Genomic DNA, 17,537 nt, shown 5'->3' with positions numbered 1-17,537 from the left:
GCGACAGAGGGCACTCATGGGCAGTGGGAGAAGGAGGAGGCCAATGGCGAGTCGTTCCAAGGCGAAGGTCATCACGTTGCCGTCCCCCGCGAGCAGGCGGGCGCGCGCGGAGAAGAAGGAGCGCGACACGGGCAGGCCCGTGGGACGGATGCCCTCGGGCACGGACGTGTTGCAGAAATGGTTCGAGGAGAAGGGTGTCCGGCAGGTGAAGCTGGGCGCGGTGGACCTGGATGGCGTCTGGCGCGGCAAGTACGTCTCCGTGGAGAAGTTCTTCTCCGCGTGCAAGAGCGGCATGGGGTTCTGCGACGTGGTGTTCGGGTGGGACATCGCGGACGAGCTGCTCGACAACACCCAGGTGACGGGCTGGCACACGGGCTACCCGGATGGGATGTGCCGCGTGGACACGAGCTCCGCGCGCATCATCCCCTGGGAGCCGGACACGGCGGCCTTCCTGCTGGACTTCGTGACGGCGGACGGCTCGCCCTTCGAGCCGAGCCCCCGCCAGCTCCTGCAGAAGGTGGGGGCGCGCGCGCGGGAGATGGGCTTCGTGCCCAAGTTCGGCGCCGAGTACGAGTTCTTCATCTTCAAGGAGACGCCGCAGTCGCTCAAGGACAAGGGCTACACGCGCCTCACGCCGCTCACCCCCGGCATGTTCGGCTACTCGTGGCTGCGCACGTCGCTCAACGCGCCGCTCGTGCACGACATCATCAACGGCTGCCGGGACTTCGGCGTGGAGCTGGAGGGCTTCCACACCGAGACGGGCCCGGGCGTCTTCGAGGCGGCCATCCGCTACGACACGCTGGAGAAGATCGCCGACAAGGCGGTGCTCTTCAAGACGGCGGTCAAGGAGATCTGCGCGCGCCATGGGCTCACCGCCTGCTTCATGGCGAAGGTGGACCCGAAGCTGCCCGGCTGCTCGGGCCACATCCACCAGTCGCTGTGGGGCATCAAGAGCGAGGAGAACGCCTTCCACGATCCGGACGCGCGCGACGGCATGAGCACGCTCATGCGCCAGTACATCGGCGGGCAGATCGCGCTGATGCCGGAGCTGACGGCGCTCTACTGGCCCACGGTCAACAGCTACAAGCGCAGCGTGGAGAACACGTGGGCGCCGGTGACGGCGACGTGGGGCCGGGAGAACCGCACCACGGCGGTGCGCGTGATTGGCGACAGCCCCAAGTCGATGCGCCTGGAGTACCGCCAGCCGGGCGCGGACATGAACGCGTACGTGGCCATGGCGGCGAGCCTGGCCGCGGGGCTGTGGGGCATCGAGAACGAGGTGGAGCCGCCCGAGGTCTGCGCGGGCAATGGCTACGCGTCCAACGCGCCCCCGCTGCCGCGCTCGCTCAAGGAGGCGGTGGCGCTGCTCAAGCAGTCCGAGCGTGCCCGGCAGCTGCTCGGCGAGGAATTCGTGGACCACTTCGTGCGTACGCGCGAGTGGGAGGCGCGGCAGTATGAGCGCGCCGTCACGAACTGGGAGCTCGAGCGCTACATGGAACTCATCTAGGCGCTCATCGCGTAGTCAGGAGACACGGAATGATACCGTTCGACATGCCGAGCGAGCCACGCATCACCGAGATGTCGTGGCCCACGAAGATCGTCTTCGGCGCGGGAGCGCTGCAGCGCCTGCCCGCGCAGGTGGCGCGGCTGAACATGAAGCGCCCGTTGGTGATGACGGACGCGGGCGTGGTGAAGGCGGGGCTCGTGCAACGCGTCTACGACGTGCTCAAGGGCGCGAACGTGGCGTACGCCTCCTTCGAGCAGGTGAACCCGGACCCCACCGAGCACGATGCCGTCGCGGGCCTGGAGGCGTACCGGCGCCACCAGTGCGACGGCATCATCGCCATCGGCGGAGGCAGCCCGCTGGACGCGGCCAAGCTCGTGCAGGTGCTCACCACGCACGAGCCGCCGCTGTCGCGCTATGACGACGCGACGGGGGGTGACCAGTACGTGCGCGACGACATGCCGCCGCTCATCGCCATCCCCACCACCGCGGGCACCGGCTCGGAGGTGAGCCGCTCGGGCGTGGCGACGCTGTCGGACACGGGCCGCAAGACGGTCATCTTCAGCCCGTTCCTCATGCCCAAGGCGGCCATCTGCGACCCCGAGCTGACGCTGGGCCTGCCGCCCGGGCCCACGGCCGCCACCGGCATGGACGCCTTCACCCACTGCCTGGAGGCCTACCTGTCCAACGGCTTCCACCCGCTGGCGGACGCGGTGGCCATCGACGGCATCGCCCGCGTGGCGCGCTCGCTGCCCACCGCCGTCTCCGATGGCAAGAACCTCGTGGCGCGCTCCGACATGATGGTCGCCGCCATGCAGGGCGCCATGGCCTTCCAGAAGGGCCTGGGGGCCTGCCACGCGCTGGCGCACGCGCTCACGCCCATCTCCAAGGTGCACCATGGGCTCGCCAACGCCATCGTGCTGCCCGTGGTGATGGAGTTCAACCGCCCCTCGAGCACCGCGCGGCTGGCGCGCGTGGCCCAGGCCATGGGGGATACCTCCAACGCCCGCGAGGAGGCGCTCGCCGCCAACGCCGTGGAGCGTGTGCGCAAGCTCAACGCCACCATCGGCATTCCCGTGCGCCTGCGCGATGTAGGTGTCCAGGAGAAGGACCTGGAGCGCATCGTCGACAAGGCCTTCCAGGATGCTTCCCACCGGGGCAATCCCCGTCCATGCACACTGGATGATTTGAGGGCAATGCTTCGGGAGTCGTTCTGAGCTGACACCTGGAGGCGATGCGGTTTCCAACCCCGAACATCCTCACTTCACAGCGCGGTCGGTGCCCACAAGATTACCGGCCGCGCTTATGGACAATGAGAAAGCCATTCTGGCGGGGCGGTTCGGCCATCATGTGAAGCGCCTCAGGAATTCACGCAAACTCACCCAGGAAGAACTCGCGGAGCGCAGTGAGCTGTCCGTGGATGCCATCCGGCGGATCGAGCGTGGCGGGTTCTCTCCTTCCCTCGCGACCCTGAACAAGCTGTCCGAGGGACTCGACCTCTCCCTCAAGACGCTCTTCCAGGGGTTCGGTCGGGAGAAGCCCGACCGGGTGGCGGAGATCTGCGACTTCCTCGGCCGGCTGTCCGGGCGGGAGGTTCAGCTCGCCTGGCGGGTCATCCACGCCATGTTCGAGGAGAAATGAAGGGCGCCCTTCGAGCCATTCGGGCTCGGAGGGCGTCAGTTGGCCGGAGCGGGCGGGGTGGGACGGGCGTTGCCCTGGGGCTCCAGCTGCATGCCGGGCTCTTCGTCCGCGGGCTGGGCGGCCTCGGGGTTCTCGGGCAGATCCGTCGAGCCCTCGACCGCGTCGGGCACGGCCGGGCCTCCGGGCTGGGGCGTGAACTCCAACTGCTCCACCGACACGGAGCCGGGCAGCCGGAAGTCCATGGCGGTCACTCGCGGCCTGTCGCGCAAGTCATAGAGCTGCTGCGCCACGGAGCCGGCCTGGATGCGCTGGTCCGAGAAGAAGATGTAGGCGCGAATCTTCCCCTCCTCCACGGGGATGCGGAAGCTGGAGTTGTAGATGCGCTTGCCCGGCTCGCACCGGATGGAGCGGTTCTCGCGCGTCATGGTGAGCTGCCGGATGATGCCCTTCTCCGACACCGTGTAGAGCAGGCAGTAGGGGTGCTGCCCGTCCTTGGGGATGAACTCCACCGTGGCGTTGCTCAGTGTCCGGATTTCCGCGCGCGTCGGCGGCGCGGCCTTGTGCTCCTGCTGACAACCCAGTCCACCCAGCACCACCAGTGTCACGGCCCACATCCACCGCGTCATGTCGCCTCCCTGGAGATGTCCCTCCGTACGATGCAGCCTAGTCGCGGATTGCGCGGATGCGCTCCTCGATGCCACTCGCCGTCCGAGCCTGAACAGACCCGGTGCGTCATGACTCGATCCTGCCTGTCCCCGGGGGGGGGCTCAGGGCCGTTGGTAGACGATGATTTGAGGGGTCTCGTCCAGGTAGAGCCCGGTGGCGGGTGTGCGCGTGCCGTAGGCCTGCCAGAGGGCGAACTCGTGCTCGCGGAACTCCTGGTGGTACTGGTACGCCGCGACGTCCGAGTCCCCGATGCCCGCGGGGCGCAGGTCCGCGCGCAGCAGCCCCTCGCGCTGGTAGTCCTGGAAGGCGAAGCCCGTCACTTCGTGCAGGAAGACGCGCCCGTCGCGGGGCGCGTGGGCGTTGATCCACGGCAGCACCGCCGTCACGTTGCTCGACCAGAACTGGCGCTGCATGCCCAGCGAGGCCGCGCCCGGCACGCCTCCGGCGAGCTCCGAGTAGTAGCTCGTGCCGTAGGGGAACACGCGCACGAGCGCGAGGAGCGCGGGCAGCATCAACAGCGTGAAGACGGGGGCCGCCACCGCCGCGAGGGGCACCCGGGGCCAGCGCTCGCGCAGCCAGCCGGTGAGCGCCTCGCAGCCGCGCGCCACCGCCACTCCCGCGAGCAGGCCGAGGAAGGGCATCGAGGGTAGCCAGTGCTTCACGCCGCCGAAGTGCGGCACGTTGGGCGGGCTGATGATGAGGATGGAGGCGAGGGCATTCACCCCCACGAGCACCTCGGCGAGGGACAGAGGGCGCACCCACTCGCGCGTGCGCGCGAAGAGGCCGAAGAGCCCCCGGGCGGCGAGCACGCCCAGGCCCGTCACCATGGGGACGAAGAGGCTGGTGGGCACGGTGAGCGCCGTCTTCACCACCACGTAGTCCCAGGGGAAGGGGGGCTCGCGCATGAGCGTGCCCAGGTAGAACCAGGCGTAGTGGTTGTGGGTGGCGTGGAAGACGAGGTACCAGGCCGTCCGGTCCACCGGCGCGTGCCAGAGGTAGGGCCAGTGCAGGTAGAAGATGACCGGGCCGAACACGGCCATGGTGGCCAGGGGCAACAGGGCGAGCGCGGTGGCGGGGTGCTCCTCGTTGAGGAAGTGCAGCATCCCCAGCGAGCCCACGGCCAGCACGACGAAGAGCAGGGTGTGGGGGCTGAGCAGGAAGAACTTCCGCTGGAAGCCCTCGGGCCCGAGGCTCAACACGAGCAGCGCGTAGAGCCCCGCCACCGCGGCGAACAGCAGGAGCACGCGTTGCATGCCGAGGCGCGCGGCGGGGTGGCCCTCGCTGGTGCGCCACGCGCGCCACAGGGCGAAGGGCGCGAGGCAGAAGGGCAGGAAGAGGGCGTTGTGCTTGGTGCACACCGCGAGGCCGAAGAAGACGCCGCACAGCACGCCCCAGTCACGGTCCTCGAGCGCGCGCCAGAAGGCGTAGACCACCAGCAGCCACATGGCCGCGATGGGCATGTCGAAGCAGGCGAGCTCCGCGTTGAAGTACTGGCGGGGCACGAGCAGGAAGGAGAGCGCGGCGAAGAGGCCCGCGGCGCGGCTGAACACCGCGCTGCCCAGGAGGAAGGTGAGGGCGGGCACCAGCGCCGCCAGGGCGAAGGCGGGCAGACGGAAGGCCGTCGCCGAGCGCAGCCACCCGAGCGTGTCGTGGAAGAGCAGGTGCGACAGCCCGAAGAGCGTCTTCATCAACGCCGGGTGCTCGTGGTTGTAGTCCCAGGCGCGCACGATGGCGGCATCCGTCAGCGCCTGGGAGGGCGCGTGGAGCAGTTGCTGGAACCAGCGCGAGTAGGCCTCCGCCGCGTGGAAGTAGAAGCTCTCGTCGCGCGTGAAGCCCACCGCGGCCTCGCTCGCCCACAGCGCCGCGAAGGCCAGCACCCACAGCGCCAGCGCCAGCCAGCGCTCCTCTCGCGTCGCGGCGCGTCCCCGCGTCATTTCCCCTCCGGAGTGCCCTCGGCGAGGGCGAGCAGGTCGAGGCACACCTGGCGCGTCTCCGCGTTGTCCGCCTGGACCCAGAGCTTCACCGTGCGGGCGCGTCCGGGGGGAATGGCTCGCGCCACGCGCAGCACCCCCTCGCGTCCGGGAGGCAGCGAGAGCGTCAACAGCGACTCGCCGCTGGCCGCGTCCTCCACGCCCAGGTGCGAGGTGCTCAGGCGGGGCTCGTGGTGGAAGGCGAACTCGCCGACGATGCCCGCCTCCAGCCGCCACTGCGTGTCCGCGGGCACGTCGTCGAACTCCGCGACGAGCCGCCGCGGCCCGCCCGGCGCGTGCATCCACAGGCAGCGCCGGGGCTCGTAACGGATTTCGTGCCACTCGGTGGCCACGTACAGGTGGGGCGGGCCCGGACAGCGGTGCGCGCGGCCGTCGAAGGGGCAGTCCTGCCGCGTGCCGTCCGGCGACTCGAGGTAGACGCGGGCGCGCGCCTGGGCCTCGGAGGCCACGAAGCGCGTGGGGCGGTGGCGTCCGTTCTCGTACAGCGTCAGCTCCAGGGGCCCGGCCCGGCGCGGGGGGCCCACGGCGGTGCGTCCCGGGAGGAACGCGTCCCGGAAGGCGGAGACCGCGGCGCGCGGCAGTTCCGGCTGTCCGAGGACCCAGAGGCGTGGGTGCGCGAGGAAGTCCCCCTGATCCGAGCCGAGGTAGCCGTGAATGGGCACCTGCTCGGGCAGATAGAGCCGGGCCCTCTCCGTCCACCAGGGGAAGAGGAGGACGGCGTCGCCCGGACGGGCCTCGGCGCGCAGCCAGTCCGCCACCGCGCGGTAGTCCCCTTCGGAGGGGAGGCGGCCGGGGAGCCGGAGCTGGAAGACGAGGCAGGCGAGCGCGACGAGAACCAGGCCCCCCAGCTCGAGCAGGAGGAGCGCGCGGGGGAAGGGCCTAGGACTTCGCAAGGCGGAGTTTCTGCTCGCTCTTGTCGCGACAGAAGGTGCAGAAGGACGCCTCGCCCGCGCCGAACGAGGGCGTCCAGGGCGGGTACATCGAGCAGCGCGGATCCAGGCAGTGGTGCAGGCCCCACAGGTGGCCGATCTGCTGGAGCGCGTTGCGGGCGATGGGCTTGAAGGACGCCTCGAAGTCCTTGTAGCCGTGGGTGGAGATGATGGCGCGGTTCTTGTTGTACACGGCGAAGCCCGTGGTGGGGGCCTTGCCGCCCGGCACCTCGCGCTCCTTCAGCTTGCGCGAGGTGATGAAGAGCACCTTGTCATCCTCGTAGGCGCGCACGCCCTTGAGCTCCGTGATGAGCTTCTCCGCGTCCAGCGGCTCGGACATGCCCGCGGGCACCTCCTTCTGGTCGGAGTGCTCGCTGCCCACGCCAAACGCCGTGTAGAGCGTCTGGCAGAGCTTCGCGATCTGCTTTTCGTCGAAGGAGTCCAGCGTCACGACGCGAATCACGGGAAGTCACCTCGGAAACGGGACGCGTGGTCCCGGGGGACGTCACTCATCGGCCTCGATGTCCTCATCGAGATCATTGTCCGGCTCGACCTCCTCGGACTCGGAAGGCTTCGCCTTGGGCGGACGGCCGCGCTTCTTGGGCGCGGCGGCGGCCTCGGCCCCCTCGGGCTTGGGCTTGGGCGGACGGCCACGCTTCTTGGGCGCGGCGGCGGCGGCGGCCTCGGCCCCCTCGGGCTTGGGCTTGGGCGGGCGGCCACGCTTCTTGGGCGCCGCATCGGCGGCCTCGGCCCCCTCGGGCTTGGGCTTGGGCGGGCGGCCACGCTTCTTGGGCGCCGCATCGGCGCCCTCGCCAGCCGCGGCCTTCTTGCGGGGCTTGGACTCGTCCTCGTCGCCCTCGCCCTCCGCCTCGTCCCCGGCCTCCTCGGAGGACTCCTCCTCCTCGGGGGGTGCCTCCTCCTCGTCCGGAGGCAGGTCCAGGTCGCCGTCCAGCCCGAGCAGGTCCGCATCCAGGCCGAGATCGTCGTCGCCCTCGCCGCGGACCTTGAACTCGGCGGCGGTGCGCTTGGGGCGCTCGCGGCCGGGCGGGAAGAGGACGACGTCGATGGCGTCCTCGGCGTTGCACTCGGGGATGTCGAGCGCGGCGGCCAGCTCGGACACGAGCAGGTGGCGGGCGTTGTCGTACAGCTCCCGCTCCTTGGTGGGCAGTGGGCGCAGCTCGCTGAGCACCTGGAGGCCCTTGACCACCTCGGCCAGACCCAGCAGACCGCCTTGCGTCATGCGGTCCAGGTTGGTCCGGGCGCGCTGCTTCCAATCCAGGTCGGCCTTGTCGCTGTCGGAGCGCAGGAAGTCGATGACCTGGGTGACGTCATCGGCGCCCGCCACCTTGCGCACACCGATGGACACCACCTTGGCCTGGGGGACCATGACCACGGCCCCATCTTCTTCCCGGCGCATGGTGACGAAGGTGAGCTTCTGCCCGGCTACCTCCTTCACATCGATGGCCGAGACGCGGCAGACACCCTGGTTGGGGTAGACCACCCGGTCGCCAACCGCGAGCTGGAGTGACGCGGAGCCTTCTGGCATGTCCCCCTCATCAAGTAGGAGAGAAGCGGCGCTCGTAGCATAACCCTTCCCGGATGCCACGACTTACCGACGGAGACTTCTGACTCCCGAACGTCCAGGCACCCGGCCGGGCGGGTCTTCTCCTCATCGGGAGGACTTGCGGGTCGGGGGTCCCCGCCCCAGGGGGAGCCGCCGAAGGAGCGGGGCGCCCCGTGTTCACGACGCGGGGCGCCAGGAACTTCACGATTTTGAACGAAGCAGGGGGACGGCGAGGCCTCAGGTTCCCGGCGTCGGAGCGTCCGGTGCGGCACAGACGGGGAAGGCGCTGCCGCGGAAGTTGCTGATGCACTGGTAGCCGGTGCGGCAATCCGCGTTCGTCGTGCACTTGATGAAACAGGCCGAGACGTCCGCGCGGGCGCCCGTGCTCACGCAGGTGCTCCCCGAGGGGCAGGTGTCATCCTTGCCGGGGAAGCAGGACTCGGAGCAGTAGCCGCCCGGGGTGTTGGCGGTGGTGATGCAGAAGCCCATGTCCCCGCACTCCTCGTCCGAGGTGCACGCCGCGCCCACCGTCACGCCACAGCCCGCGAGCCCCAGCCCCAGCACGACCGCTCCCAGCACGTTCCATCGCAGCTTCATGGTCAGGTCCTCCACGTGTCCGGGCGCGAGCCCGGGCGAGAATGGGAGCGCCCGTCTCCTGGCCCTCCCGAGGACTCGCGCCATACCCCGGCTGCCCCGGGGGCACAACGGCTCTCAGGGCACGCGCATGACGGCGTCCATTCCGAAGCAGATGCGGGCGCGCCAGGGCGGGGGCGGCATGGACTCGAGCGAGAGCAGCTTCTCCAGGCGCTCCACCGTGTCCGGGCTCAAGGTGTTGAAGTTGACACCGAAGGTGGGCAGGACCTCGGGGCCCCCCGCGGACGTCCACGCCACCTCGCCGTGCAGCATGAGCGTGCCCAGCGTCAGCTCCATCTCCAAGAGGAAGGGCATGCCCACCTTCACCGAGGAGGGCAGCTCGGGCGCCTCCACTTCCAGGCCCACGCCTCCGCGCGACAGGTCCCTCACGAAGAAGGGCGGGGCGAAGGGCGTGGCCTCCTCCAGGGCTGGCACGTTCAGCGGAATGCGTGCGTAGCGGCGCAGCTTCTCCGACTCCTGGAGATCGAAGACGCGCTGGAGCACGGCATCCAGGCCCCCGCGGTCCTGTCCCGGGTCGTACTTGATGGTGAGCACGTGGCGGCCGTTGGCCTGCGGCGTGACGCGCACCACCTCGCCCATCACTTCCACGGGCGTGGCCACTCCGGGGTTGTACATCTCGAAGACGAAGCGCGTACCCACCGGGACGCTCTTCTGCGTCTGCAGGGTCACTCCCCCTCGGCCGATGCTGCGGGTGTACTCACTCAGCAGGGCCTCGGGTCTCTTGTAGGCCACCTTGAGGCGAACCTCGCCGAGGGCCCGCTTCGTCACGCTCTGGCTCATGGCGCCCAATCATACGGCAAAAGAAGAGCCGGGCCTCCAAACTGGCCGGCCCGGCTCCTGGCAACCCCGTGAAGCAGACGGACGATCAGGCCCTGGGCAGGCGGCCCGCGGCCGTCACGAGGACTTCCTTGGAGTAGGTGAAGCTGCCCGTCGAGGTCTTGATGGTGCCGTCGACGACGAGCTGCACGCTGCCCGAGCGCTTCGAGGTGGCGGCGATTTCCATGCCCAGGCGGACATCGGTCTCGATGAAGTCGGAGATCTCCCCCTCGATGGTGAGCTTGCCCTTCATGGCGATGTAGAACCCGCCGATCTTGATATTCCCGTCGAGATCGAACCCGGCGACCACCGTGGTCGTCACCTCACCGGTGTACTCGTTCTCCCCGTCCTCGCTGCAGGCGTCGTAGCGGACGACGTAGCTGAACGTGCCCAGCTTGGGGGCAGCCCCCGCGTCCAGGGTCAGGTGGACCTTGCCGCTCTCGGCGCAATCGGCGGAGAGAGTGATGCTGACGGCCCCGCTGGCCAGGGCCTGATCGATCAGGGCCTGCCCGCTCTTGGTGTGGCCACGGCCCGCGGGCTGCGAGGCCTGGAACGCGGCCTGGGCCGCTCCTTCCTTGTCACCCCCGAGCTTCGCTCCCCCTCCACAAGCGGTGAGACCCAGGGCCACGGCGGAAACAGCCAACAGGCGAATCATGCGCGTCATGTGTACACCTTTCGCTTTCGAGCGATGTGCCTCACCCCCCGGCCAGGACGCGAGGCTCGAGCAGTCCTTCGTGGTGCTCGCGCGGCGCGTCATGCCAGAAGATTGACATTGGAGTCAATGCGACACGGACCTGTATACGCCTGTTGCATTTCTTGACCGGGTAGGAGGCCGCGCGTATTTTCCGCCGCCCGTGGACAACAGGCGTGCCCGCGCTCGACTCGCGAGGCCGTCTGGGGTGGCGCATTCATTGGCGGGCCCCCGCGGGGGTTGGACCAGGACGGGTGTGGGTGGACCGGTGCGGGTCACCGGATGGGATGCGTGTGTCCGAGGGGCCACGCACGCGGGCGGGTTGAAATTTCGACGTGAGGCGGGAAAGCCGGGAAGGTGGCGACATGAACCAGGTAGCCGAAGCACAGGGCATCCGCGCGGTCTCCAGTGGCCGGGTGGAGACGCTCATGCTCGAGGGGGAGCTGCTGGAGAAGGACCTCGCCCGGTTGTGTGACGAGCTTGGCGGCCGCATGCAGCGCGGCCTGCGCAACGCCGTGCTCGACTTCAGTGAGGTGAGCCACCTGGACTACCGCGGCGTCAAGCCGCTCATCGCGCGCGCCGAGTCGTTCCGCAAGGCCGGTGGGGACATCAAGCTGTCGGGCCTGTCGCCCTACCTGTCCGCCATCTTCCGGGCCGCCGGCGCGCACGACCGCTTCGAATTCTATCCGCACATGAACGACGCCCGGGCCGCCTTCGCGCTCGCGCGGGCTCCGTTCGTCTAGGCGTCCCTTGGCTGACTTCGGGCACCAGACCGTTCTCTTGAAGGAGGCGGTGGACGTCCTCCAACCGGGAGCGGGCAGGGTGATCATCGACGGCACGCTGGGTGGGGGAGGGCATTCGCGCGAGCTGCTCGCGCGGGGCTCCACCGTGCTCGGCGTGGATCGGGATCCCGTGGCGCTCGAGGCCGCGCGCTCCCGGCTCGCGGGGCTGCCGGGCTTCGAGGCGCGCCAGGGCAACTTCGGCGAGCTGCTCCGGGTGGCCGCGGACGTGCTGCCGGTGGACGGCGTGCTGGTGGACCTGGGCGTGTCCTCGCCCCAGCTCGACGTGGCCGAGCGCGGCTTCTCCTTCCAGAAGGATGGGCCGCTGGACATGCGCATGGGCGACACGGGCCGCACCGCCGCCGAGTTCATCGCCGACGAGGACGAGGCGGTGCTCGTGCGCGTGCTGCGCGAGTACGGCGAGGAGTCCTTCGCCCGGCCCATCGCCCGCGAACTCAAGCGCGCGCTGCCCACGCGCACCCTGGAGGCGGCCGAGGTCGTCAAGCGCGCCGTGCCGCGCAAGGCCTGGCCGCAGAAGATCCACGTGGCCACCCGCACCTTCCAGGCGCTGCGCATGGCGGTCAACGAGGAGCTGGAGTCGCTCGAGTCGCTGCTCGCCGCGCTGCCCCGTCTGCTCAAGGTGGGGGGCCGCGCCGCCGTCATCGCGTTCCACTCGCTCGAGGATCGCAAGGTGAAGGAGACCTTCCGGGACATGGTGGGGGGCTGCAAGTGCCCTCCCGGGCTCCCGGTGTGCGTCTGTGGTGGCCAGGGGGACTTCGCCCTGGTGACGCGCAAGGCGATCGCGCCCTCGGACGAGGAGATCGCCGCCAACCCCCGTGCCCGCAGCGCGCACCTGCGCGTGGTGGAGAAGATTCGATGATCCGCAGCCAGTCGTCCGTGTCCCGAGTCGGTCCCAATGGTGCGTCGGTGGGCAGGGTGCTCCTGCACCTGTTGCCCGCGGTGTTGCTCTTCGCGCTGTTCGCGGGCGTGGGCATCCTCCACGTGACGAGCCGCGTGCTGGTGGTGGACATGGGCTACCGGCTGTCCCGGGCGGAGGCCGAGGAGCGCGCGCTCACGCGGGAGAACGATCGGCTGAAGCTGGAGCTGGCCACGCTCAAGAATCCGGCGCGCCTGGAGAAGCTGGCGCGCGAGAAGCTCGGTATGTCCATGCCCGCCGGTCCGCTCGTCATGGCCCTGCCGGCAACGGGTGGTGGCAAGCGTCCCGTCCGGGTGGAAGCTCGCGACGCGCGGGGCGTACGCGTGGCCGTGTCTCACTAGAGGGGGGGCTCGTCGTGAAGGACTTCAAGTCGGCACGGGTTCCAGAGTCCAATACGAAGTGGATGCGGCTGCGCGTGAAGCTGCTGGCCTCCTTCTTCGTGACCCTGTTGCTGGCCGCCTTCGGCCGTGCCGTGTTCCTGCAGGTGGTCGAGCGCGACAAGCTGCGCGGTCTCGCCCAGGACCAGTACGTGCGGCAGATCGAGATCCCCGCCCGGCGTGGGGACATCTTCGATCGGCGTGGCACGCCGTTCGCCCAGAGCGTGGAGGTGGACTCCATCTGGGTGGACCCCTCGATGTTGCCGGACGTGAAGCAGGCCGCGCGCGCCCTGGCCAAGGCGCTCAAGCTGGACACCGAGGACGTGCTCGGGCGGCTGACGCGGGGCCGGCGCTTCGCCTGGGTGAAGCGTCAGGTGACGCCCCGGGAGGTGGAGGCGGTCAAGGCCCTGGGGCTGCCGGGTTTCGGCTTCACCAAGGAGCCCAAGCGCTTCTACCCCCAGAAGGAGCTGGGCGCGCACGTGGTGGGCGTGGTGGGGCTGGATGGCCACGGCCTGGATGGCCTGGAGCTGGCGTTCGAGAACGAGCTGTCCGGACAGAACTCGCGCCTGTCGGGCTTCCGGGACGCCAAGGGACGCAAGCTGCTGGTCTCCGGGGCGCCGGACACCCTGGAGCGCCAGGGTGCCTCCGTCACGCTCACCCTGGATCGCCACCTGCAATACGTGGCCGAGAAGGCCCTGACGCGCGCGGTGGCCGAGGCCCAGGCCGTGGCGGGCATGGCCCTGGTGATGGATCCGGCGACGGGGGAGATCCTCGCCATGGCCAACGAGCCGCGCTTCAACCCCAACGCCCCCCAGCGCGAGGCGCGCTCGAGCATGCGCAACCGCGCCGCGCTCGACACCTTCGAGCCCGGCTCGACGATGAAGGCCTTCGTCGTCGCGAGCGCGCTGGAGCAGAAGGTCATCAAGCCCGATGACACCTTCTTCTGCGAGAACGGCTCCTGGCGCGTGGGCCGGCACACCATCCACGACACCCACGAATACGCCTGGCTGACGCCCCAGCGGGTGCTCCAGGTGTCCTCCAACATCTGCTCGGCGAAGATCGCCCAGTTGCTCGGCCGCGAGCGCCTGGTGAAGAGCTTCAAGGACTTCGGCTTCGGCGAGCGCACGGGCCTGGCCCTGCCCGGAGAGGGCCGGGGCTCCATCCCCTTTCCCAAGGCCGAGGTGTCCCTGGCCACGCAGTCCTTCGGCCAGGGCATGTCCGCCACGGCGGTGCAGATGATTGCCGCCTGGAGCGCGCTGGCCCATGGGGGGGTGCTCATGCGCCCCTACCTGGTGTCCAGGGTGGTGGACCCGGACGGGGTCGTCCTCCTGGAGAACCGTCCCACCGAGGTGCGCCGCATCGTGTCACCGCAGACGGCCCGCCAGGTCGTCTCCATGCTCGAGAGCGTAGTGGTCAAGGGAGGCACCGCCCCCAAGGCCGCCATGGAAGATTACCGGGTAGCAGGCAAGACGGGCACCGCCCAGAAGGTGGACCCCGTGGCCGGCGGGTACTCGGACAAACGGCTTGCTTCCTTCGTCGGCATGTTGCCTGCCGAAAATCCGCGCGTCGTCATCCTCGTGGTTGTGGACGAGCCGAAAACAGACGTGTACGGGGGAAACGTGGCCGCTCCCGCATTCAAGGAAATCGCTACCGCCGCCATGGCCCACCTGGCCGTGCCGCCCTCGCGCGAGGTACCGCTGCCGTCCACCGCCCTGCCGGTGGCGGTCGCCCAGCCCCCCGCCGCGAGGGAGGTGCCAGAGGGGCCCGTGGTGGAAGAGGTTGTCACCGAGAACGTGGAGCCAGGCTCCGTCCGCGTTCCGGATGTCATGGGTCAGGCAGGACGCGAGGCGGTGACGAAGCTGCTCTCCGCGGCCCTGGAGCCGCAATTGTCAGGTAGTGGACGCGTGGTAGCGCAGACTCCCGCCGCCGGTTCGCTGGTGGAGAAGGGTGCGCGGGTGACGCTGGAATTGGCGACGCGGCAATGAGGCCGCGCTCCCGGAACCCAGCCGTCGCGCTTGCAGTATTTGTGAAGGGGAAAAGATGAAGCTGACGGATGTCCTCGCAGGGTGTGGTGCCGAGCAGACCTCGGGCGGCCGGACCCCGGTCGACGTGACGGGGGTGTCGCAGGACTCGCGCAAGGTGAAGCCGGGCGATCTGTTCGTCGCGGTGCCGGGTGCGAAGGAGGACGGCGCCCAGTACGTGGGCGAGGCGGTCTCCCGGGGGGCGGTGGCGGTGGTATCGGAAAAGCCCCTGTCCTCGCAGGTGCCCTACTTCAAGGTGTCCAACGCCCGGAAGGCCCTGGCGCTCATCGCGGCCAACTTCTATGGCCGTCCCGCCGACCAGCTCACCCTGCTGGCCGTCACGGGCACCAACGGCAAGACGACGACGACCTTCCTCCTGGAGGCCATGGCCACCGCGGCCTACTCGTCCACCGGTGTCATCGGCACGCTCGGCTACAAGGTCGGCGGCCAGTTCCACGCCACCGCCAACACCACGCCGGAGCCGCTGGAGCTGCACCGCATCCTCCGCCAGATGGCGGACGCGGGCGTCGAGACGGTGGTGATGGAGGTGTCCAGCCACGCCCTCATCCAGGAGCGTGTGCACGGCCTGACCTTCAAGGCCGCCGCCTTCACCAACCTCACGCGAGATCACCTCGACTACCACAAGGACCTGGAGGAGTACTTCCAGGCCAAGCGCAAGCTCTTCCTGGAGAACCTGTCCCAGGGCGGCGTGGCGGTGGTCAACGGCGACGACACCTATGCCACGCGCATCTACAACGAGCTGCGCGGCCAGAAGCGCATGGCGTGGAAGTTCAGCCGCCAGGGCAACGGGGAGATCTCCTCCGCGGACGTGTCCTTCACGCTCCAGGGCATCAAGGGCGTGCTCAAGACGCCCGCGGGCGACATCCCGGTGAAGAGCCGGCTGCTCGGCGCGCACAACCTGGAGAACATCCTCGCGGCGGCGGGCTTGGCGCTCGGCGCGGGCTTCGCGCGGCGCAAGGACGTGCAGCTGGGCATCGAGCGCATGGGGGCCGTGCCCGGCCGCATGGAGCGCGTGGAGAACCACGGTCCGCAGGCCGGAGCGCCCGCGGTGCTGGTGGACTACGCGCACACGGATGACGCGCTCAAGCGCGCGCTGGAGGCGGCACGCTCCATGGCCAAGGGCCGCGTCATCGCGGTGTTCGGCTGCGGGGGCGAGCGCGACGAGGGCAAGCGTCCGCTCATGGGCACCGCCGCGGCCGAGGGCGCGGACCTGTCCGTGGTGACGAGCGACAACCCGCGCAACGAGAACCCGGACGACATCATCGCCCAGGTGACCCCGGGCCTGGAGAAGGGCGGCCTGCGCCGCATCTCCGCGGGCAAGGCCAAGAGCGGTGAGAAGGGCTACCTCGTGGAGGCCGATCGCAAGACGGCCATCGAGACGGCCATCTCCCTCGCCAAGGAGGACGACGTGGTCCTCATCGCCGGCAAGGGGCACGAGACGTACCAGATCATCGGCACGGAGAAGCGCGCCTTCGATGACCGCGAAGTGGCGGCACGGGCGCTGGCCATCCGCACCTGACGGAGCGCCGTTCAAGAGAGCCTCCCCTTATGGCCGTACGATTCTCGGATGAGCAGGTGGTGCGGGTGGCCGGTGCCACCCGCCGCGGCGGGCCGGCGGCTGACTTCCAGGCCGTCTGCACCGACACTCGGGCCCTCACGCCCGGGTGTCTCTTCGTGGCGCTCCAGGGTGAGCGCTTCGATGCGCATGACTTCCTCGCCCAGGCGGCCCAGGCGGGCGCGGCTGGGGCGGTGGTGAAGCGGGGCCGCACGCTGCCCGCGCTTCCCGAGGGCTTCGTCCTGTACGAGGTGGAGGACACGCTGGCGGCGCTCGGTGCCCTGGGGCGCGCGCACCGCGAGCGCTTCCGGATTCCCGTGGGGGCCGTGGGGGGCTCCAACGGGAAGACGACCACCAAGGAGATGGTGGGCGCCATCCTGTCCACGCGCGGCCCCGCGCTGAAGACGGAGGGCAACCTCAACAACGAGATTGGTGTGCCCCTGACTCTTCTGCGGCTTCTGCCCGAGCACGTGGCGGCCGTGGTGGAGCTGGGGATGAACCAGCCGGGCGAGATGACGCGGCTGACGCGCGTGGCCCGGCCCGACGCGGCCCTCCTCACCGTGGTGCAGCCCGAGCACCTCGAGGGGCTGGGCAGCCTCGAGGGAGTGGCCGAGGCGGAGGGCGAGATGTTCCGCGAGCTGCCGCCCACCGCGGTCGCCGTGGTGAACCTGGACGACGCGCTCATCCCCGCCCAGGCGGCGCGTGGCCAGGCGAAGCAACTCACGTTCGGCCGGCACGCGGACGCGCAGGTGCGGCTGGTGGCGGTGGCGTCGCGCGGCCGCGAGGGGTTGACGCTGACGGTGCGCCACATGGGTCGGGACTGGCCGGTGCGGCTGGGGTTCGTGGGCGAGCACAACGCGCTCAACGCCACGGGTGCCTTCGCGCTGGCGGTGGCGCTGGGCTACTCGCCCGAGGAGTGCGTGAAGGGGCTGGAGTCCGCGCGACCCTACGCGCGCCGGCTCAACGTGGTGGACGCGCCCCACGGCATCACCGTGGTGGACGATTGCTACAACGCCAACCCCGCGTCCATGGCGGCCGCGCTGGACACGCTGCGCTCGCTGGTGGCGCCGGGTGGACGGGCGGTGGCGGTGCTCGGCGACATGTTGGAGCTGGGGCCGGGCGAGGGCGAGGAGCACACGCGCCTGGGCGCGCTCGTGGGCGGCAAGGCCGAGCTGGTGGCGTTCTTCGGACCGCGCTCGAGCCAGGGCCTGGCGGCGGCGGGCCTGGGGGAGCGCGCGGCGCATTTCACCGAGGTGGAGCCCCTGTTGGCCTGGCTCCAGCCGAGGCTCAAGTCAGGAGACGTGGTGCTGGTCAAGGCGAGCCGGGGCATGCGCTTGGAGCGCGTGGTGGCGGGTCTCACGGGTGCTTCCGTGACGGCGGGAGGCCACTGA

The 17,537-nt window shown here is 69.9% G+C and carries 17 protein-coding genes; 9 read left to right on the top strand and 8 right to left on the bottom strand.

Going from position 1 to position 17,537, the window contains the following annotated elements:
• The first annotated feature begins 148 nt into the window (after positions 1–148).
• The 3 genes from D187_RS11325 to D187_RS11315 all read left to right on the top strand — a co-directional run bounded on the left by D187_RS11325 (position 149) and on the right by D187_RS11315 (position 3,145).
• Positions 149–1,507 (top strand): glutamine synthetase family protein, encoded by a 1,359-nt coding sequence (locus tag D187_RS11325; RefSeq protein ID WP_043429457.1) that lies wholly within the window; start codon positions 149–151, stop codon positions 1,505–1,507.
• A 29-nt stretch (positions 1,508–1,536) separates the two neighbouring features.
• A complete protein-coding gene (locus D187_RS11320) occupies positions 1,537–2,721 on the top strand; it encodes an iron-containing alcohol dehydrogenase (protein WP_002626908.1) in 1,185 nt (394 codons plus the stop codon).
• An 88-nt stretch (positions 2,722–2,809) separates the two neighbouring features.
• Complete coding sequence (locus D187_RS11315) at positions 2,810–3,145, top strand: helix-turn-helix domain-containing protein (protein WP_002626909.1); 336 nt, start codon at positions 2,810–2,812, stop codon at positions 3,143–3,145.
• 35 nt (positions 3,146–3,180) lie between these two features.
• On the opposite strand, the gene D187_RS57650 is transcribed toward D187_RS11315, so the two are convergent.
• The 8 genes from D187_RS57650 to D187_RS11275 all read right to left on the bottom strand — a co-directional run bounded on the left by D187_RS57650 (position 3,181) and on the right by D187_RS11275 (position 10,429).
• The gene (locus D187_RS57650) at positions 3,181–3,771 is read right to left on the bottom strand and encodes a hypothetical protein (protein ID WP_002626910.1); all 591 of its coding nucleotides are present in this window, start codon (positions 3,769–3,771) and stop codon (positions 3,181–3,183) included.
• Between the two features lie 141 nt (positions 3,772–3,912).
• Positions 3,913–5,745, bottom strand: coding sequence for an ArnT family glycosyltransferase (locus tag D187_RS11305; RefSeq protein WP_002626911.1), 1,833 nt, complete (start codon positions 5,743–5,745; stop codon positions 3,913–3,915).
• Positions 5,742–6,695, bottom strand: a complete 954-nt coding sequence (locus tag D187_RS11300; protein ID WP_002626912.1) for a hypothetical protein — start codon at positions 6,693–6,695, stop codon at positions 5,742–5,744. Before D187_RS11300 ends, D187_RS11305 begins: the two co-directional genes overlap by 4 nt.
• Complete coding sequence (locus D187_RS11295) at positions 6,682–7,194, bottom strand: zinc metalloprotease (protein WP_002626913.1); 513 nt, start codon at positions 7,192–7,194, stop codon at positions 6,682–6,684. The genes D187_RS11300 and D187_RS11295 overlap by 14 nt, the downstream gene beginning before the upstream one ends.
• Before the next feature lie 42 nt (positions 7,195–7,236).
• Positions 7,237–8,277 carry a CarD family transcriptional regulator gene (locus tag D187_RS11290; RefSeq protein ID WP_002626914.1) on the bottom strand — a complete coding sequence of 347 codons (1,041 nt, stop codon included), beginning with the start codon at positions 8,275–8,277 and terminating at the stop codon, positions 7,237–7,239.
• A gap of 255 nt (positions 8,278–8,532) precedes the next feature.
• Positions 8,533–8,892, bottom strand: coding sequence for a hypothetical protein (locus tag D187_RS11285; protein ID WP_002626915.1), 360 nt, complete (start codon positions 8,890–8,892; stop codon positions 8,533–8,535).
• A 114-nt stretch (positions 8,893–9,006) separates the two neighbouring features.
• Positions 9,007–9,729, bottom strand: coding sequence for a PilZ domain-containing protein (locus D187_RS11280; RefSeq protein WP_002626916.1), 723 nt, complete (start codon positions 9,727–9,729; stop codon positions 9,007–9,009).
• Positions 9,730–9,814: 85 nt separating this feature from the next.
• On the bottom strand, positions 9,815–10,429 hold the full coding sequence (locus tag D187_RS11275; protein ID WP_002626917.1) for a hypothetical protein: 615 nt from the start codon (positions 10,427–10,429) through the stop codon (positions 9,815–9,817).
• A gap of 392 nt (positions 10,430–10,821) precedes the next feature.
• Here D187_RS11275 and D187_RS11270 point away from each other — a divergent pair, with 392 nt between their 5' ends.
• Genes D187_RS11270 through D187_RS11245 form a run of 6 tightly spaced genes read left to right on the top strand, consistent with a single transcriptional unit; the run spans position 10,822 to position 17,537 of the window.
• The gene (locus D187_RS11270; protein ID WP_002626919.1) at positions 10,822–11,199 is read left to right on the top strand and encodes an STAS domain-containing protein; all 378 of its coding nucleotides are present in this window, start codon (positions 10,822–10,824) and stop codon (positions 11,197–11,199) included.
• 7 nt (positions 11,200–11,206) lie between these two features.
• Complete coding sequence (gene rsmH / locus D187_RS11265) at positions 11,207–12,115, top strand: 16S rRNA (cytosine(1402)-N(4))-methyltransferase RsmH (protein WP_002626920.1); 909 nt, start codon at positions 11,207–11,209, stop codon at positions 12,113–12,115.
• Positions 12,112–12,513, top strand: a complete 402-nt coding sequence (ftsL, locus tag D187_RS11260; protein WP_002626921.1) for a cell division protein FtsL — start codon at positions 12,112–12,114, stop codon at positions 12,511–12,513. The genes rsmH and ftsL overlap by 4 nt, the downstream gene beginning before the upstream one ends.
• 14 nt (positions 12,514–12,527) lie before the next feature.
• Entirely contained in the window at positions 12,528–14,534 is a 2,007-nt protein-coding gene (locus D187_RS11255; RefSeq protein WP_002626922.1) for a penicillin-binding protein, read from the top strand.
• Between the two features lie 55 nt (positions 14,535–14,589).
• A complete protein-coding gene (locus D187_RS11250) occupies positions 14,590–16,110 on the top strand; it encodes a UDP-N-acetylmuramoyl-L-alanyl-D-glutamate--2,6-diaminopimelate ligase (protein ID WP_002626923.1) in 1,521 nt (506 codons plus the stop codon).
• 29 nt (positions 16,111–16,139) lie between these two features.
• A complete protein-coding gene (locus D187_RS11245; RefSeq protein ID WP_002626924.1) occupies positions 16,140–17,537 on the top strand; it encodes a UDP-N-acetylmuramoyl-tripeptide--D-alanyl-D-alanine ligase in 1,398 nt (465 codons plus the stop codon).

The sequence above is a fragment of the Cystobacter fuscus DSM 2262 genome (genome assembly GCF_000335475.2).
In the GTDB taxonomy this organism is placed as follows: Bacteria; Myxococcota; Myxococcia; order Myxococcales; family Myxococcaceae; genus Cystobacter; species Cystobacter fuscus.
This window is presented reverse-complemented; position numbering and strand designations above follow the sequence as displayed.

Coding starts and splice junctions, on each gene's coding strand:
- D187_RS11325 (WP_043429457.1), top strand. CDS start 149: ATGCCCTCGGGCACGGACGTGTTGCAGAAATGGTTCGAGGAGAAGGGT.
- D187_RS11320 (WP_002626908.1), top strand. CDS start 1,537: ATGATACCGTTCGACATGCCGAGCGAGCCACGCATCACCGAGATGTCG.
- D187_RS11315 (WP_002626909.1), top strand. CDS start 2,810: ATGGACAATGAGAAAGCCATTCTGGCGGGGCGGTTCGGCCATCATGTG.
- D187_RS57650 (WP_002626910.1), bottom strand. CDS start 3,771: ATGACGCGGTGGATGTGGGCCGTGACACTGGTGGTGCTGGGTGGACTG.
- D187_RS11305 (WP_002626911.1), bottom strand. CDS start 5,745: ATGACGCGGGGACGCGCCGCGACGCGAGAGGAGCGCTGGCTGGCGCTG.
- D187_RS11290 (WP_002626914.1), bottom strand. CDS start 8,277: ATGCCAGAAGGCTCCGCGTCACTCCAGCTCGCGGTTGGCGACCGGGTG.
- D187_RS11285 (WP_002626915.1), bottom strand. CDS start 8,892: ATGAAGCTGCGATGGAACGTGCTGGGAGCGGTCGTGCTGGGGCTGGGG.
- D187_RS11280 (WP_002626916.1), bottom strand. CDS start 9,729: ATGAGCCAGAGCGTGACGAAGCGGGCCCTCGGCGAGGTTCGCCTCAAG.
- D187_RS11275 (WP_002626917.1), bottom strand. CDS start 10,429: ATGACGCGCATGATTCGCCTGTTGGCTGTTTCCGCCGTGGCCCTGGGT.
- D187_RS11270 (WP_002626919.1), top strand. CDS start 10,822: ATGAACCAGGTAGCCGAAGCACAGGGCATCCGCGCGGTCTCCAGTGGC.
- ftsL (WP_002626921.1), top strand. CDS start 12,112: ATGATCCGCAGCCAGTCGTCCGTGTCCCGAGTCGGTCCCAATGGTGCG.
- D187_RS11250 (WP_002626923.1), top strand. CDS start 14,590: ATGAAGCTGACGGATGTCCTCGCAGGGTGTGGTGCCGAGCAGACCTCG.
- D187_RS11245 (WP_002626924.1), top strand. CDS start 16,140: ATGGCCGTACGATTCTCGGATGAGCAGGTGGTGCGGGTGGCCGGTGCC.